This is a genomic window from Zobellia alginiliquefaciens, assembly GCF_029323795.1.
Lineage (GTDB): Bacteria > Bacteroidota > Bacteroidia > Flavobacteriales > Flavobacteriaceae > Zobellia > Zobellia alginiliquefaciens.
Genome location: NZ_CP119758.1, coordinates 2,585,046 through 2,602,661 on the forward strand (window position 1 = coordinate 2,585,046; position 17,616 = coordinate 2,602,661).

The 17,616-nt window shown below is 38.7% G+C and carries 15 protein-coding genes; 7 read left to right on the forward strand and 8 right to left on the reverse strand.

The window, feature by feature from the left end; translation table 11 throughout:
- Nucleotides 1-14 precede the first annotated feature (14 nt).
- Complete coding sequence (locus P0077_RS10880) at nucleotides 15-371, forward strand: heavy-metal-associated domain-containing protein (protein ID WP_276165279.1); 357 nt, start codon at nucleotides 15-17, stop codon at nucleotides 369-371.
- A 433-nt stretch (nucleotides 372-804) separates the two neighbouring features.
- Here the strand turns inward: P0077_RS10880 and groL are convergent, their stop codons facing one another.
- From groL to miaB, 8 genes are all read right to left on the reverse strand, one after another.
- On the reverse strand, nucleotides 805-2,436 hold the full coding sequence (gene groL, locus P0077_RS10885) for a chaperonin GroEL (protein WP_276165280.1): 1,632 nt from the start codon (nucleotides 2,434-2,436) through the stop codon (nucleotides 805-807).
- 33 nt (nucleotides 2,437-2,469) lie between these two features.
- Nucleotides 2,470-2,775: a four helix bundle protein gene (locus P0077_RS10890; RefSeq protein WP_349292948.1), complete on the reverse strand. Its 306-nt coding sequence runs from the start codon at nucleotides 2,773-2,775 to the stop codon at nucleotides 2,470-2,472.
- 88 nt (nucleotides 2,776-2,863) lie between these two features.
- Complete coding sequence (locus P0077_RS10895) at nucleotides 2,864-3,142, reverse strand: co-chaperone GroES (RefSeq protein WP_194525858.1); 279 nt, start codon at nucleotides 3,140-3,142, stop codon at nucleotides 2,864-2,866.
- A 143-nt stretch (nucleotides 3,143-3,285) separates the two neighbouring features.
- Nucleotides 3,286-3,648 (reverse strand): preprotein translocase subunit SecG, encoded by a 363-nt coding sequence (secG, locus tag P0077_RS10900; RefSeq protein ID WP_276165281.1) that lies wholly within the window; start codon nucleotides 3,646-3,648, stop codon nucleotides 3,286-3,288.
- Between the two features lie 7 nt (nucleotides 3,649-3,655).
- A complete protein-coding gene (locus P0077_RS10905) occupies nucleotides 3,656-4,576 on the reverse strand; it encodes a DUF8458 domain-containing protein (RefSeq protein ID WP_276165282.1) in 921 nt (306 codons plus the stop codon).
- Between the two features lie 63 nt (nucleotides 4,577-4,639).
- On the reverse strand, nucleotides 4,640-5,158 hold the full coding sequence (locus tag P0077_RS10910) for an LptE family protein (protein WP_276165283.1): 519 nt from the start codon (nucleotides 5,156-5,158) through the stop codon (nucleotides 4,640-4,642).
- Nucleotides 5,159-5,218: 60 nt separating this feature from the next.
- A complete protein-coding gene (locus P0077_RS10915) occupies nucleotides 5,219-6,487 on the reverse strand; it encodes a sigma-54 interaction domain-containing protein (protein ID WP_276165284.1) in 1,269 nt (422 codons plus the stop codon).
- 30 nt (nucleotides 6,488-6,517) lie between these two features.
- Nucleotides 6,518-7,963 (reverse strand): tRNA (N6-isopentenyl adenosine(37)-C2)-methylthiotransferase MiaB, encoded by a 1,446-nt coding sequence (gene miaB, locus P0077_RS10920; RefSeq protein ID WP_276165285.1) that lies wholly within the window; start codon nucleotides 7,961-7,963, stop codon nucleotides 6,518-6,520.
- Between the two features lie 444 nt (nucleotides 7,964-8,407).
- On the opposite strand from miaB, the gene P0077_RS10925 reads away from it, so the two are divergent.
- The 6 genes from P0077_RS10925 (at nucleotide 8,408) to porM (ending at nucleotide 17,603) form a co-directional block, all read left to right on the forward strand.
- On the forward strand, nucleotides 8,408-9,706 hold the full coding sequence (locus P0077_RS10925; RefSeq protein WP_276165286.1) for an LVIVD repeat-containing protein: 1,299 nt from the start codon (nucleotides 8,408-8,410) through the stop codon (nucleotides 9,704-9,706).
- Nucleotides 9,707-9,827: 121 nt separating this feature from the next.
- The gene (topA, locus tag P0077_RS10930) at nucleotides 9,828-12,335 is read left to right on the forward strand and encodes a type I DNA topoisomerase (RefSeq protein ID WP_276165287.1); all 2,508 of its coding nucleotides are present in this window, start codon (nucleotides 9,828-9,830) and stop codon (nucleotides 12,333-12,335) included.
- Nucleotides 12,336-12,444: 109 nt separating this feature from the next.
- The gene (locus P0077_RS10935; protein ID WP_276165288.1) at nucleotides 12,445-13,602 is read left to right on the forward strand and encodes a formimidoylglutamase; all 1,158 of its coding nucleotides are present in this window, start codon (nucleotides 12,445-12,447) and stop codon (nucleotides 13,600-13,602) included.
- 123 nt (nucleotides 13,603-13,725) lie between these two features.
- Entirely contained in the window at nucleotides 13,726-15,081 is a 1,356-nt protein-coding gene (porK, locus tag P0077_RS10940) for a T9SS ring complex lipoprotein PorK/GldK (protein WP_276165289.1), read from the forward strand.
- A 251-nt stretch (nucleotides 15,082-15,332) separates the two neighbouring features.
- Nucleotides 15,333-15,989 carry a type IX secretion system motor protein PorL/GldL gene (gene porL, locus P0077_RS10945; protein ID WP_276165290.1) on the forward strand — a complete coding sequence of 219 codons (657 nt, stop codon included), beginning with the start codon at nucleotides 15,333-15,335 and terminating at the stop codon, nucleotides 15,987-15,989.
- 54 nt (nucleotides 15,990-16,043) lie between these two features.
- Nucleotides 16,044-17,603, forward strand: coding sequence for a type IX secretion system motor protein PorM/GldM (gene porM / locus P0077_RS10950; protein WP_276165291.1), 1,560 nt, complete (start codon nucleotides 16,044-16,046; stop codon nucleotides 17,601-17,603).
- The last annotated feature ends 13 nt before the right edge of the window (nucleotides 17,604-17,616 follow it).

Consider the following 17,616-nt stretch of genomic DNA (forward strand, 5'->3'; position numbering starts at 1 on the left):
TAAATAGAAGACAAATGAAAACTACAATTTTATCAATAGTAATGAGCTTGTTTACTGTGGTGATTTTTGCACAGGATAAGAATAAAAAAATGACATTTGACGTTAATGGGAAATGCGGCATGTGTAAAGAACGGATAGAAGAGGCGGCACTTAATGTAAAAGGAGTGAAGTATGCATCCTGGGATATACCAACACATCAATTAGCAGTAATTATGGACGAGCGTAAAACGGATCCCATGAAAATAAAAACCGCTCTTGTGGCAGTAGGGCATGATACCAAAGAATTGAAAGCTACAGAGGAAGCGTATGAAAGTGTGCACCCATGCTGTAGATATAGGGAAGATAATTCTGATGACGGAGCTGACCACTAAAAGTAAGCATCTGTTTTTAAGCGTATTGTGTATTTTTTTAATGACGCGGAAAAAAGCTTTGTTATTTTAGTTAATTTTTTCCCAATGAAAATATCACGAATCAAAAAGTGATTTACTTTAGATTAGTTTTATTTAATACGCAATTAATTATGGCACAAGCAAAAAATGCAGGTAAAACATCTGCTAAGCCGTTAGCAGCGAAAGCTGGTAAAAAGGCTGCTCCAAAAGCTGCTCCTCGTAAGAAGTAGTCGGGTTGTTTGTCTATAGAATAGACATTCCCATTTGGACATGAAACCACCTTCTGTAAATAAAGAAGGTGGTTTTTTTGTTAATATAAGTACATAAAAAAAAGCTGCTCTTGAAACTTCAAGAGCAGCTTTAAATATAATGTATGTCCGCAAACAAGCTAAAAATTGCCTGTGTCGTCTCGCCACTACATCATGCCTGGCATTCCGCCTCCACCCATTGGTGGTGCAGCAGGAGCATCTTCTTTTATGTCTGTCAATGCACATTCGGTAGTTAAGATCATACCCGCAACAGATGCAGCATTCTCTAATGCAACACGCGTTACTTTTTTAGGATCAATAATACCCGCTTTGGTCATCTCAACATACTGTTCAGATTTAGCATCGTAACCGTAATCTCCTTTTCCTTCAAGAATTTTAGCGATTACTACAGAACCTTCACCACCTGCGTTAGAAACGATAGTTCTTAACGGAGCTTCAATAGCGCGGGCAACAATTTGTAAACCAGTAGCCTCGTCTTCATTTTCTGTGGCAACTTTAGAAAGAACAGCTTTTGCTCTTACCAAGGCAACACCACCTCCGGCAACGATACCTTCTTCAACGGCAGCTCTAGTAGCATGCAAAGCATCGTCTACACGGTCTTTTTTCTCTTTCATTTCAACTTCAGAAGCTGCACCTACATAAAGTACGGCAACACCACCGGCCAATTTAGCCAAACGCTCTTGAAGTTTTTCTTTGTCGTAATCAGAGGTAGTAGTCTCAATTTGAGATTTGATCTGATTTACACGAGTTTTAATGTCTTTAGCAACACCACCACCGTTTACAATTGTAGTATTGTCTTTGTCAATTTGTACTTTTTCACAAGTACCCAACATATCTAAAGTAGTATTGTCTAAAGAGAAACCTCTTTCTTCAGAAATAACTGTACCACCTGTTAGGATAGCAATATCCTCTAGCATTGCTTTTCTACGGTCACCAAAACCTGGTGCCTTAACAGCGGCAATTTTTAAAGAACCTCTTAGTTTGTTTACTACCAATGTAGCCAATGCTTCACCGTCAACATCCTCAGCAATAATTAAAAGTGGCTTTCCGGATTGAGCAACTGGCTCTAATACAGGAAGCAAATCTTTCATTGAAGAGATTTTCTTATCGAACAATAAGATGTATGGACTTTCTAAGTCTGCTACCATTTTTTCTGAATCGGTAACAAAATATGGAGAAAGGTAACCTCTGTCAAACTGCATACCTTCTACAACATCAACGTATGTATCGGTACCTTTTGCTTCTTCAACAGTAATTACACCTTCTTTACCAACTTTACCGAAAGCTTGAGCGATTAAATCACCAATAGTTTCGTCGTTGTTCGCGGAAATAGAAGCAACTTGTTTGATTTTTTCGGAAGAATCACCAACTTTTTTAGATTGCTTGGCAAGGTTTTCAACAATAGCATCAACGGCTTTGTCAATACCTCTTTTTAAATCCATTGGGTTTGCGCCAGCAGCAACGTTTTTCAAACCTTCTTTAACGATAGCTTGTGCAAGAACGGTAGCGGTAGTAGTACCGTCACCTGCAAGGTCATTGGTTTTGGAAGCAACTTCCTTCACCATTTGGGCACCCATGTTTTCTAGAGGGTCTGCCAACTCAATTTCTTTTGCAACGGTTACACCATCTTTGGTTACCTGTGGAGCACCAAAAGATTTGCTGATGATTACGTTTCTACCTTTAGGACCTAATGTTACTTTAACTGCGTCTGCCAATGCATCAACACCTCTTCTAAGGCCATCGCGTGCATCGATATCAAACTTTATATCTTTTGCCATTCTTTTTAAATTTTTAGCATTAAGCTCTTGGCTTTATGCTAAGTGGGTTATTAATTTAATTTTTTCTTTAAAGTGTAAATGCGTTTTTTGATTTCGTTGATATTTATATTTAGCTTCTCGTGTAAATCTGGTTTTATGTAACCTAAATCTTTTGAGTAATATAAGATACTCAACTTCAGAGGCGGAACCTGTTGCTATTGTCAAAAAACGATTAAATTCAGCATCACTATCTCTTCCGGAACCTTCACTTATGTTAGTGGGAATTGAGCTGGATGCTCTTCTTAGCTGAGGTGCCAAGCCATATAATTCTTCTTTTAGGAAATGATTCGGTAATCGCATATAACTCTAAAGTGAGCTTATGGCTAATCTGCCAAATTGTATATTTTCTAAAATCCCTATAGTGGCTTATAGCAAACAGCCTATAGCCTTAAATTATAGCTAAAACGTCACTCTCACGCATCATAAGGTAATCAACACCTTCAAGCTTAAGCTCAGTGCCTGCGTATTTACCATATAAAACAGTGTCACCAACTTTAACTGTCACTTGCTCGTCTTTGGTTCCGGGTCCAACGGCAACAATCTTACCTTGTTGAGGCTTTTCTTTGGCAGTATCTGGAATGTAGATACCTGATGCTGTTTTGGTTTCGGCAGCCATAGGTTCAATAAGAACCCTATCCGCCAATGGTTTAATGTTCACTTTTGCCATATTTTTAGTTTTTAGTTTGAAAAATTATATTCTCGAATGCTAGTGGGCAGAAATTATGCCATTACTCAAAAACTGACACATTGTTAAACCAAAAATGCCAGCTTGTCACTAAGCTGGCATTTTGTATATGTTATGGTAGAATTTTATAAGCTGTCCGCAGGAGCACTTACTGGTGCAGGTGTCTGTTCTGGCAGTGCTTCTGGTACAGTTTCAGGAACAACGGTTTCGATTCCGTCACCATTTAAAAGTTTAGAATCTGTATCGCTAAAGTTTCCTTTAAGGGCAACGTTAGATGCTAGAATTAGAACCACAAGTAGTATGGCCAACGTCCAAGTACTTTTGTCTAAGAAATCGCCTGTCTTTTTTACACCGCCTACTACTTGACTGCCACCGCCGCCAAAAGAAGATGATAATCCGCCACCTTTAGGGTTCTGAACCATGATGACCAATATCAGTAAAAAACAAACTATAATGATAAGTATTAAAAAAATCGTAAACGTACTCATAATGGCGCTACTTGTTTTCTTGTTGTAATTTTTCCACCGCTTTAATTCGGTCTGCAAAGAAACCACTTTTTTCCGGATATTTCAAACTTAAAATTTTGTAAGATTGAATAGCTTTTTTATACTTTTTTTGCTCCAGATAAACTTTGGCCAAAGTTTCTGTCATTAGCTCTTTCTTGTCTAGGGTAACAGAGGTTTCTATAGCAACTTTTGGTACGTCTTTATTCGGCTTTATTTTAGGATTGTCAGCAATAAATTTATCAATAAGGTCAAATTTCTTTCTTTTCAGAATCTCTTCCTCTAATGGGAATGCTATTGCTTCAGGTTCCTCTTTTTTACCGGCGTCTCCCGTTTTAGCCTCTTCATCCCTTTTAACCGCTGTAAAGGAGGTGAGCTGCAGCCACTCGGCAAACGAATATTTTTCTCGTTTGGTAAAGGGTAGGGGTTCTCCCAATTCCAGGTTTTTAGAAGCTTTTCTTTTAGCTTCTGCAATTTCCTCATCTATTTTAGGGTCTTTTGAGGTAAAAAGTTGAGGGTCTAAAAGCTTGTCTGCATCTGCATGGGTTAGCGGAATTGGAGTTTCTGCAGTGGGTTCATCACTTTTAGGGGACTCTATTTCCTCTGAAATAATTTCGGTATCTACTAAAGCCGTGGTTTTGCCCGAAATTTTATCGGCAATGGTATTCTGTAAAAATTCGTCCGAAGTAATAAAGTCGAAAAGAACATCGCGGTCCGTTGTGTAAGCGGCTGTAATTTTTAGGGCATTGTTGTACTTAAAACTATTAAGATTTTTGAGGCCCTTTAAATGTAAAGCCCGTGCTGCCTGAAAGTACGGATATTCTTCTAGCACTTCTTCCAGTTGCTTGGTCTGAAGTGGGGAGACCACTTTATCTGGATGCTGTAAGAGATATGTAAAATCTTGTACGTTCATTCTATTGGGTTACAAATAATGCAATATGGATTCTTCGGAATTGTTTTAATAAGTTGGGCAATGTTACCAATCTGCCAATGATGCGTTAAAAATATCTTGGGTTATCCGTTCAAAAATCACTTCTAATGCTTCCGTTTTTACAGCAGAAAGCTGTGAATTGGCAGGGTAGTCATAGAAAAAAGAAAATCGTTGGTCAAAATCTGCATCCTCTTTGGTTTTGTTGTAAAAACGGACTTTAACCGCCATGGATAAGCGGTTTTGTGCGGCTGTTTGTTGTGCGGTAGCACTCATGGGGGATATGCGGAATTCCACAATTTCACCTTCATATAATAAATCGCCATTAGAAGAGGTCAAATCAAGACTCGTCTGATTTAATATACGATCTTGCAGGGCCAAAGTAAAGTCTCTTTCCAATCCCGGTTCAAAAGTAGAGCCTGGGTTTTGCGTGGCATAGTTTTGAAAAGTAGGTATTGTAAAAGTGGTGGCGGTACCCACATTACCTCCAGTAAAATTATAAACACCACAACCGTTAAGGATAAGGACCAATAGTAAACTGAAAGCTATGTAAATGTTCTTTTTCAAAATTCTATATCTGTATTAGAAGTATGATTTGCCGTTTTGTTATATAATAGGATACGCTAGCTATAAATCGTATTGTTTTATTTTACGATATAGAGTTCTTTCCGAAATACCCAGTTCAGAAGCGGCGGCTTTTCTTTTTCCGCGGTTGCGTTCTAATGATTTTTTTATGAGCTCCACTTCCTTTTCTTGTAAAGATAGGGTTTCTTCTTCTTGAATTTCTTCGGCAAAATGATACTTATCTTCAATAGATGGTTTAACAATGGGTTTTTCTGCTCGTGGTTCGGGCAAGTGTAAAACTTCCATAGAGGAGCGTTCGTCTTCCTCTAGCTCTTCGCCGTTGTCTCCGTAAATTTTTCTGATTAGACCCTCGTTCTCTTCTTGCACCTTTTCGCCATCATTATTCTTCATCAACTCTAAAGTAAGTTTCTTTAGGTCGTTCAGGTCGCTTTTCATATCGAAAAGTACCTTGTAAAGAATTTCCCTTTCATTGCTAAAATCACTTTCAGCTTTCTTTTGACCAACAACCGCAGGAAGATTGGAGTTGTTGGAATTAGGTAAATATCCGTTTAAGGTAGACCATGAAACGCCTCTACTTTCCTCAAGAACGGAAACCTGTTCTGCAATATTCCGTAACTGACGGATGTTTCCAGGCCACCGGTATTTTAGTAAAAGGTCTACGGCTTCATCATCTAAACGAATGGTAGGCATCTTATACTTTTGGCCAAAATCCGAAGCGAATTTCCTAAAGAGCAAATGAATGTCGCCCTGTCTTTCTCGAAGCGGTGGAATATTTATCTCAACCGTACTTAACCTATAGTATAGGTCTTCCCTGAATTTCTCTTTTTTAATGGCATCGAACATATTTACATTCGTTGCTGCCACAATACGTACATTGGTTTTTTGCACCTGTGAAGAACCTACTTTTAAAAACTCGCCATTTTCAAGTACCCTTAATAGTCTTACTTGTGTGGTAAGTGGTAGTTCGCCAACTTCATCCAAAAAAATAGTTCCCCCATCGGCGACTTCAAAATACCCGCTTCTTGTTTGGGTAGCTCCTGTAAAAGCACCTTTTTCATGACCAAAAAGTTCACTATCAATTGTGCCCTCTGGGATGGCGCCGCAGTTTACGGCAATGTATTTGGCGTGCTTTCTATGTGAAAGCGAGTGTATAATTTTGGGGATGGCCTCTTTACCAACACCACTTTCTCCTGTTACAAGAACAGAAATATCTGTTGGGGCTACCTGAATGGCTTTTTCAATAGCACGATTGAGTTTTGGGTCATTACCTATAATCTCAAATCGTTGTTTTATGGCTTGTACGTTTTCCATTGTTCTCTATGGTTCGGGGGCTATTGTTATTTAGTTGTTATCTGAATATTCTACGGCTTCACCAATTAAGGTGGCAGAAGTACATTCGTCCATGCGTACCATAACAAAATCACCAATTTTATAATCCCCTTTAGGGAATACGGCAACCGTATTTTGGGAGTTACGCCCCATGAAATGTTGGTCTGATTTTTTTGAAGTACTCTCGATCAAAATTTCTTGAACTTTGCCTAAATGTCGTTGAGTGCGTTCTTGACAATGTTCTCTTTGAAGAGCGATAACTTCCGATAGTCTTCGTTTTTTTGTTTCTTCGGGAACGTCATCTTCCATTTTCCGTTCGGCCATGGTTCCTGGTCTTTCGGAATAGGAGAACATATAACCAAAATCATATTTTACATATTCCATTAAGGACAAGGTGTCTTTGTGGTCTTCCTCGGTCTCGGTTGGGAAACCAATAATCATGTCTTGAGAAATAGAACAATCCGGAATAATTTTGCGAATATTATCTATTAGCTCAAAATATTCCTCGCGTGTATGAAGACGGTTCATTTCTTTTAAGATGCGGTCACTACCACTTTGAACCGGTAGGTGAATGGCGTTGCAGATGTTTTTGTGTTTTGCCATGGTATGGATAACATCTAAAGTCATATCCTGCGGATTAGATGTTGAAAAACGAATACGCATTTTGGGTTGTGCCAAGGCGGTTCTTTCCAGTAATTGGGAAAAATCTACGGCAGTAGCTTTTTCCATATCGGAAGCTTTGGCAAAATCTTTTTTCAATCCGCCGCCATACCATAAATAGCTATCTACGTTTTGACCCAAAAGAGTGATTTCTTTATATCCTCTTTTCGCTAAATCGTTTACTTCATCTATAATGGATTGTGGATCACGACTACGTTCACGGCCCCGTGTAAATGGTACTACGCAGAATGTGCACATATTATCGCATCCCCTGGTGATGGAAACATATGCCGTTACACCGTTAGTGTTCAGGCGAACAGGGGCAATGTCACCGTAGGTTTCATCTTTAGAAAGAATAACGTTTACCGCATTACGGCCTTCGTCTATTTCTTGAATTAAATTGGGTAGGTCTTTGTAGGCGTCCGGACCTACGACCATGTCTACAATTTTTTCCTCCTCTAAAAATTGATGCTTTAGACGTTCCGCCATGCAGCCTAGTACACCCACTTTCATATGCGGACGATCTCTTTTTATGGCATTGAATTTCTCCAAGCGCTTGCGAACGGTAAGTTCGGCCTTCTCTCGAATGGAACAGGTGTTTACCAAAACCAAGTCGGCCTCGGTAAGGGTTTGCGTAGTGTCAAAACCTTCGTTGGCTAAGATGGATGCAACGATTTCACTATCTGAAAAATTCATCTGACAACCATAGCTTTCAATGTAGAGCTTCTTGTTGTTGGAATTCTTTTTTTCAAGTGCTAGGGCAGATCCCTGAACCGATTCGTCTATAATTTTCTCCATATCTATCGTTACCTTTCAAATATAACGGGCAGCAAATATAAGGCTTAAAACAGGTTTATGACAAATTGACAGGGAATTTTAATATTATTTTACAACTGTACTTTTTAATAGGTCTTTTATCTTAGTGAAAAGTTATACCATGACCTTAAGTTAATTGACCAAAAAAATTGAATAAAACAATGAATTGGAGCTTGGGGTCCTAATTATTAATTCTATTGAGCTATTTCAGAAAGTTTGGCTACAGGGTTTTGTCACGATTTTATTAACCTTCGTTTTAATAATTCCGTTCTACCTTGTAGTAAATATTGGTGTAAGGTTCGCAAAGGAACCCAGTTAGGAATAAGTTTTTAGTTCATAAACGCAACGTTATCTAGTATTTGTCATCTTATTGATAGATAGAACGATAACAGTATCGCTTGTTTTTTAACCAAAAGAAACCAAACTATGAGAAAGAGTATGCATTTGGTGTTGCTAATTGCTATAGTAACATTGGCCGCCTGTACGGATGATAAAGATGATGTTCAAGGCGAAGAGTATTTAGTTGCCACCCCGTTAACTACCAATCTTGGAGAGTTTAAAGAAGAGGCTGTAGCGGTTACCGAACCGGTTCCAATGGTTGAATCGGGTAAAATTTATGCGTACCAAGATTATATTTTCGTTAACGATTTGCATCGCGGGTTTCATGTGATCGACAATAGTAACCCATCAAGCCCTAACCCTATTTCATTCATAAAACTTGAGGGTAATTATGATATTTCAATAAAGAGCGATCGTCTGTATGCGGATAGTTATGGGGATCTGGTAATAATGGATATTTCAGATATCAATGCTATTAAAATGGTACAGCGCATAGAAGGGGCCATTTATCAGCAATTTTGGTGTACGGTTGGTTTTGATGTAGATTGGCCACAGGCCGATTTTTATGACTATGGAGATTTTGACGCTTCCAAAGAGGCTATTGTAGGGTGGGAGGTAAAGTCTCAGCGTATTTCGTCAGAAGAACTTCAAAGAAAATTTGGTGTTGGCGATCCTAATGTAAGTTTTGATTTAAGTAACAGTAGTGCAGAATCTGCATCACCCACGAGTGGTGATACGGGACAGGGTGGTTCTTTGGCCCGTTTTAAGATTGTTGAGGATTATTTGTATGCGGTTGAGTGGTCTAGTATTAGTGTTTTTGATATTTCGGATTTAGATAATCCCAAGACTTTAGAGGATGTCTATGTAAATGGTACTATAGAAACTATATTTAATCAAGGTGATGTTTTATTTATTGGGGGAACTCAAGGTATGTATATATATGATATCTCATCCCCCGAAAAACCAGAATATATTTCTGAGTTTGTTCACGGTACCGCCTGTGATCCCGTAGTAGTAGATGGTGATTATGCTTTTGTTACCCTTCGTGGTGAAAATTCATGTGGTAGTACGGAAAGTGGACTATATATAGTGGATGTTTCTGATTTGGTTAATCCTCAACTAGAAAAGTTTTACCCTTTGGAAGGACCGTACGGAATTGGTTTTAAGGATGATAACCTTTTTGTGTGTGATGGAGATGCAGGCTTAAAGGTGTATGACAAAACAGATGTGAACGATTTAAAGTTGGTAAGTCATTTTAAAGATATTGTTACCTATGATGTCATTCCATTACAAGAATCATTATTAATGATAGGGGATAAAGTGCTTTACCAGTATAAATACTTAAACAACGATATCAGGTTGTTAAGTAGTTTTAGTTTAGAGTAAATTACTACAAAACTAATTTAAAACGCCCCTATTTACGGGGGCGTTTTTTTATACCTAATATATAGGGTATGGCAGCTAATTAAAAAAATCAATTACTTTTGTTATATCAAACAAACCATGCATGGCTAAGAATTTAGTAATAGTAGAGTCACCCGCGAAGGCAAAAACAATCGAAAAGTTTTTAGGCAAAGACTTTAAGGTAGAGTCCAGTTTTGGGCACATTGCGGATTTGCCTTCCAAAGAGTTGGGTGTAGATGTAGAGAATGATTTCGAGCCAAAATATATTGTCGATAAGGATAAGAAGGCACTGGTCAAAAAACTGGGAGATCTTGCTAAGAAAGCTGAAACAATCTGGCTAGCAAGTGATGAAGACCGCGAGGGAGAGGCTATTTCTTGGCACTTGGCGGAAACTTTAGGGTTGGAAAAAAGTAAGACCAAGCGTATTGTTTTTAACTCCATTACCAAATCGGCAATTCAAAAAGCGATAGAAAATCCGCGTGAAATCAATTATAATCTTGTTAATGCACAACAAGCAAGAAGGGTTTTAGACCGTTTAGTAGGTTACGAACTGTCACCTGTCCTATGGAAAAAAATCAAACCGGGCCTTTCGGCAGGTAGGGTGCAATCCGTTGCTGTTCGTCTTATTGTTGAGCGTGAAAGAGATATTGAAGCCTTTACCGCTGAAGCGTCTTTTAGGATATCGGCGGAGTTTAAAACGCTAGAAGGTAGTGTGTTTACAGCAAAACTGAATAAAACGTTTCCTTCAAAAGAAGAGGCTCAGGCATTTTTGGATGAAAATATAGGAGCTGATTTTTCGGTTGGAAATCTGGATAAGAAACCTGCTAAAAAATCACCTTCAGCACCGTTTACAACCTCTACCTTACAACAGGAAGCTTCTAGAAAGCTATATTTTTCAGTGGGTAGAACCATGCAAGTGGCGCAACGCCTATACGAAGCGGGACTTATAACCTATATGAGAACCGATAGTGTAAATCTGTCCGGAGAGGCTATTAATGCAGCTAAAGATGCCATTATAGATAATTATGGGGAAAAGTATAGCTCCGTTCGTAACTTTAAAGGAAAGTCAAAAGGAGCGCAAGAAGCTCACGAAGCCATTAGACCTACAGATATTACTAATCAGTCGCCATCATTGGAGCGTGATCAATCTAAATTATACGAGTTAATTTGGAAGCGTACCATTGCTTCGCAGATGAGTGATGCCCAATTGGAACGTACCAATGTTAAAATTCAGGCGAGCACACATTCACAACAGTTTACTGCCAATGGGGAGGTCATTAAATTTGATGGTTTCTTAAAGGTGTATATGGAAGGGCTTGATGAGGAAGATGTAGCCGAAGAGCAAGAAGGTATGCTTCCCGCAATGAAAGTTGGTGAAGCTTTGCACAACAATTATATAACGGCCACTGAACGTTTTTCACGGCCGCCATACCGCTTTACGGAAGCATCCTTGGTTAAGAAACTTGAAGAGTTGGGTATTGGTAGACCATCTACGTATGCGCCAACTATTTCTACTATTCAAAATAGAGGGTACGTAGAGAAAGGAACCATAGAGGGAACGGAAAGAAACTACGTGCAATTGCTATTAGAGGCAGGCGCTGTAAAGGAAAAGCAGCTTTCTGAAATGGTGGGATCCGATAAAGGTAAGCTTGTGCCTACGGATATAGGAATGATCGTAAACGATTTCTTGGTAAGTCATTTTGCTACTATCCTTGATTATAATTTCACGGCTAGGGTTGAGGAAAATTTTGATGAAATAGCCGAAGGCGATGAAGATTGGCAAAAGGTGATGAAAGAATTCTATAAAGACTTTCATCCTAATGTGCTTGATGTGCAAGAAAATGCCGATCGCGCAAGTGGAGAACGTATTTTAGGGGAGGATCCTAAAAGTGGGCGTCAGGTATCGGTTCGTTTAGGGCGTTTTGGTCCAATGGTTCAAATGGGTACCGTAGATGATGAAGAGAAGCCAAAGTTTGCAAGTCTTCTGCCAGATCAGTCGTTAACTACCATTACGTATGATGAAGCGATGGAACTTTTTAAACTCCCAAGAAAACTAGGGGTTTATGAAGGGGAAGAGGTAGAGGCTAATGTGGGTCGTTTTGGCCCATATGTACGTTTTGGCAAAAAGTTTGTTTCTCTTGAGAAAGGAGAGAGTGCCTTTGAGGTAGATTTTGATCGTGCTGTTGAGTTGATAAAAGAAAAGCAAAAGGCCGATGCTCCTATTTATCATTATGAAGATAAAGAGGTAACTAAAGGTACCGGTAGGTTTGGACCGTTCATTAAATGGGACGGTATGTTTATCAATGTTAACAAGAAGTACGATTTTGATAATCTTTCTGAGGCCGATCTAATAGAATTGATCGAGACTAAAAAGCAGAAGGAGATAGATAAGGTAGTCCAAAATTGGACCGAAGAAGGTATCCGAATAGAAAAAGCAAGGTGGGGCAGACATAATATTATTAAGGGTAAGATAAAGGTAGAGTTGGCCAAAACGGTAGATGCGACCAAAATATCATTAGAGGAGGCCCAAAAGCTTATTGAGCAAAAAACACCTAAGAAAAAAACGAAAGCTAAAGCAAAACCAAAAGCGAAGCCTAAAGCCAAAAAATAAAAGGCTTGACGTGTGCCATTTGGTTAGAGGTGAATCGTATAGAACATAGAGAATAGAGACGCATATAATGCGTCTCTATGATTTAAACACAAATAATCTTTCAATATAAATGGCATTTGATTTTTTAGTTCCAGTAGAAGACAAAGTAATGGCCCACTGTGAACTATTTCCAGCCCAATCTTTGGGTAAACATACCAGAATACATAATAAAAGAGACGGTCTTCCTAACCTTGAAAATGTCTCCATAGCCCTTTTAGGGGTAAAAGAATCAAGAAACGCATTCGAAAAAAAGACTGAGAAATTAGATGTTTCGGCAATTCGGATACAGTTATATAAACTCTTATTGGGCAATTGGAATTCAAAATTGGCCGATATGGGCGATATTGAAGAAGGGGCAACTGTAGAAGACACCTATTTTGTAGTAAAGGAAACACTTTCCGCTCTTTTGGAAAAAAAGATAATTCCCGTTATTATAGGGGCAACACAAGATATTACGTATCCTGCTTACCGCTCTTTTGACGGTATTGTAGACTTGGTAAACTTGGTGGCGGTAGACAGCCGGTTTGATTTTGGTATGGACGATGAACTTATTTCATCGCATTCATATATGAGTAAAATCATTACCGATAAGCCAAATAACCTGTTCAACTTCTCTAATATAGGGTATCAAAGCTATTTTAATGCACAGGAGGAAATAGATTTAATGGAGCGTCTTTTCTTTGATGCGTATCGATTGGGGGAGTTGGGGTCGGATATTTCTTTGGCAGAACCTGTGCTACGCAATGCCCATATGATTAGTATGGATGCACGTGCGGTAAGGGCAAGTGAAATAGGGTTGTCAGATGATTTTTCGCCAAACGGATTTACGGGAAGAGAGATATGTGCCATAGCTAGATATTCGGGAATTAGTGACAAAGTGAGTATTTTTGGTATCTATGAAATGGAAAATACCAATCAATCTTGTCAGCTAATGGCCCAGATAATTTGGTATTTCATCGAAGGTTTCAATTTTAGAAGAAACGAATCGCCCTTTGAGAGTGGTGAGAACTTTACAAAGTATATTGTTCCTACAGATACCGAAGAGCTTACCTTTCACAAGAGTCACCTTACGGATAGGTGGTGGGTAGAGGTTCCTTCTATACTAACGCCGCATACTAAATCAAATTCATCGGCGTTATTACCATGCACTAAAAAGGACTATTTGGAAGCATGCGACCAAAACATTCCTGAACGGTGGTTCAAGGCCTATAAAAAAGGTTTTAATTGAGTTGAAAAAAATTATAGTATAATTGCCGTCAATACAATAATTTAAATAAATCACAGTTTTAGAGTGTAGAATTAAATCATAGTATTTGCAGTTTATAACCAGAATCGAAATTTAACCTAAAGTATGAAAAAGCTATTGTTATCATCTATAGCGTTTGTTTTTTTGCTCAGCAGTTGCGGATCAAAGACAAAGGGAGAGCTAGTCGGGGCCCAAGGAAAGAAGTGGTATCCTGAGAAACCTTATGGGATGGAGCTCATTCCAAGAGGTTCTTATATCATGGGTAAATCCGAAGAGGACCAGGCTAAAGTTCTGAACGCACCAACAAAGACCGTAACGGTCAGATCGTTCTATATGGATGACACCGAGATTACAAATAGCGAGTATCGCCAGTTTGTAGAATGGGTACAAGATTCCATAACAAGAACGCGCTTAGCCGTATTGGCGGACGAACTTGGTTTAGGGCCAGAGGATGAGGGTATTGGTGAGTATGCATTTAAAGATGCGGACACAACTAAACTTTCAGCTTACGATAAGTACATGTTGGATAATTATGCCGGCATGGGCGAAACTGGTTTTGAAGGTCGTGCATTGAACAAGGACCAAGATCTTGTTTGGGATATTTCAGATTACCCAGATGAGTATTACACGGAGGTTATGGATTCTTTGTATATTCCTGAAGAGGAGTCATATAATGGTCAGCGTACTATTGATGTTACAAAATTAAAGTACAAGTATAGCTGGATGGATATTGAAGCTGCAGCCCGTTCTAGAACCGGAAGTAGAAAAGATTTTATCCGTCAGGAAGAACTTGAAATCTATCCTGATACAACCGTTTGGATTCGTGATTTTGAATATTCGTACAATGAGCCAATGCACAATGATTATTTCTGGCATGATGCTTATAGCGATTATCCAGTGGTGGGTGTTTCTTGGGCACAGGCAAGAGCATTTTGTAACTGGAGAACAAAATTCAAGAACGACGACCAGAAAAGCAAAGGCAAGCAATTTGTTAACCAATTCAGGTTGCCTACTGAAGCTGAATGGGAATATGCGGCCAGAGGTGGTATTGAAGGAGGAACTTACCCTTGGGGCGGTCCTTATGTGATAAGTGACACAGGTTGCTTTATGGCAAACTTTAAACCACAAAGAGGTGATTATGCGGCAGATGCAGCTTTATATACTGTAGAAGCAAAATCTTATGAGCCTAATGATTTTAACCTTTACAACATGGCCGGTAACGTGTCTGAATGGACCAACTCTAGCTATGATCCTAACTCTTACGAATTCGTTTCTACTATGAACCCTAACGGTGGCGATGGGGCAAATGCTAGAAAAGTTATCAGAGGTGGTTCTTGGAAAGATGTTGCTTATTTCCTACAAGTAAGTACAAGAGATTATGAGTACGCAGATTCTGCTCGTAGTTACATTGGCTTTAGAACCGTACAGGATTACATGGGTGAAGAAGATTCAACACAATAAAAAGTAAACCCGTAAAAGGAAAACAAAACTGGCAAAGAGTATTACCTACAGCACTTAGAACCAGTAAGTAAAAAAAGGATAAGGAAGTATTTCAAAAAATCAAGTCGGAGTACTATTTTAGTAAAAGTTTTAAATACACAAATACAAATACACCATCGGATTCTTCTAGCCATAGAGGATGATGATAAACAAATTTCAAGTTAAACCAAATCTTTATTATTAACATTAAATTTCAAATTAAACCTTAAATTATGGCACAGTCAAAATCAACAAAGAAATTATTCAACATGGCCTACGGCCTTGGAGCATCTGTAGTAATTATTGGTGCATTGTTCAAGATTCTTCACTGGGAATTCGGACCTTTAACAGGTGGTCTTCTATTAGCGATAGGTCTTATTACAGAAGCACTTATTTTTGCGATCAGTGCATTTGAGCCAGTAGATGACGAGTACGATTGGTCTTTAGTATACCCAGAATTAGCTGGTGGTGCTTCAACTGGAGTTGCAAGAAGCAACGAAGCTCAGGAAATTAAAGAAGCAGAGGCTTCATTGTCTGGTAAATTAGACGATTTATTAAAAGAAGCTGGTGTAGACGCCAACTTAATGGAAAGTCTTGGTACTAGTATCCGTAATTTCGAAGGTGCAGCTAAGGGTATTGCCCCAACAGTTGACGCTATGGAGTCTACAAGAAAGTATTCTGATGAAATGGTACAAGCTGCCGCTCAAATGGAATCTTTGAACAGTTTATACAAAGTACAGTTGGAAAGTGCTAGCAAACAAGCTTCAGTAAACGAAGAAGTAGTACAGAATGCATCAGCTCTTAAAGATCAAATGGAATCTTTGGCAACTAACCTTTCTTCATTGAACGGAGTATACGGTGGTATGTTGACTGCAATGAATAGAAACTAATTAGAGATTAGTTAACCCCAAATCAATTAATTAATCAAACCTAATTAGAAAAACATGGCAGGAGGAAAAGCAACACCACGTCAGAAGATGATCAATCTTATGTATTTGATCTTCATCGCTATGCTGGCGTTAAACATGAGTAAAGAAGTACTTGCGGCTTTCGGGATTATGAACGAAAAGATGGAAGCTTCTAACGAAAAGACTACAGAAAGTAACCTAGCTTTCTTAAGTGGTCTAGAGACTAAAGCTGGAGAAGATTCCGAGAAATACGGAAAGCTTTATAAAGATGCACAGAAAATCAAGCAAATGTCACAAGAGTATTATGACTATCTAGAAGGCCTTAAAGAAGGTATGACAGAAGGTTTAGAAGATGCTACTGACTATGCAAGAATGGACAATTCTGATTTCTTGGATCAAAAATTCTTTCAAGGAGACAATTTATCGGAAGGTGGAAAAGAGTTCATGAGTAGAATTAATGACTACCGTACACAAGTTTCGGCTATCGTACCAAAAGATTTGAAAGAATCTGTAAACGCTCGTTTCCAAACTGGTGATGAGAACGGTAAAGAAACTAAAAGAGACGGTTCTAAGCAAGATTGGATCAACTACCACTACGAAGGTTATCCTTTGGTAGCTTCATTAGCTAAGATTACGGCACTTCAAGCTGACGTAAAAGCAACGGAAGAAGACGCTCTTAAAAGAATGTTGGAAGGTGAGTTAACGAGCCAAGTATCGCTTAAGAATTTTGCAACATCATTACAGGCAAGTAAATCTGCTTTTTACTCTGGTGAGAAGTATGACGGTAAGATTATCATTAGTAAAACTGATAACTCTTCAACTCCTGTAAAAGCTGAATTAACTTTAGATGGAAGAAAACTTTCTGAAGGTTCTGATTATAAATTAGAAGCTGGTGGTGTTAAGATGTTAATTGGAGCAGGTTCTGCTGGAGATCATACTGTAGAAGGTACATTGTACTTTAAGCAAGATGGTGAAGAGATTCCGGTTCCTGTGAAAAACAGTTTTGCAACTATTAGCAAGCCTAATGCTGCTTTGATCGCTGCTGATAAGATGAATGTTGTTTACCGTGGCGTTGCTAACCCAATGTCTATATCTATCCCGGGTATACCTAATAACAAAGTAAATGCTTCTGCACCAGGTTTAAAATCTGTAAGTGGTAGTAAGTATATCATGAACCCTGGTACAGGTAGAACAGTTACTATTACAGCTTCTGGTAAATTGCCAGATGGTCAGACCGTATCTTCTAAATCTGAATTCAGAATTAAAGATATTCCAAGACCTGCAGGTTCTGTAAGTAAGCAGACAGGTAGCGCTAAAATGCCAAGGTCTAACATGGAAATTGCTACTATTGGTGCAATGTTGGAAGACTTTGATTTTGACTTGAATCTTAAAGTAAGCGGATTTAAATTCAAAGTTCCTGGTCAGCCTACTGTAAGTGTTAACGGTAACAAATTGAACGCTAACGCTAAATCTGCCCTTAAGAGAGCTAAAAGAGGTGATGCCGTTCAGATATTTGATGTTCAAGCTTATATTACAAATAACAAGAGTTATAAATTGAAGAAAGTATCTCCGGTTGTAGTGGAGATTACAAACTAATAACAACTAGTAA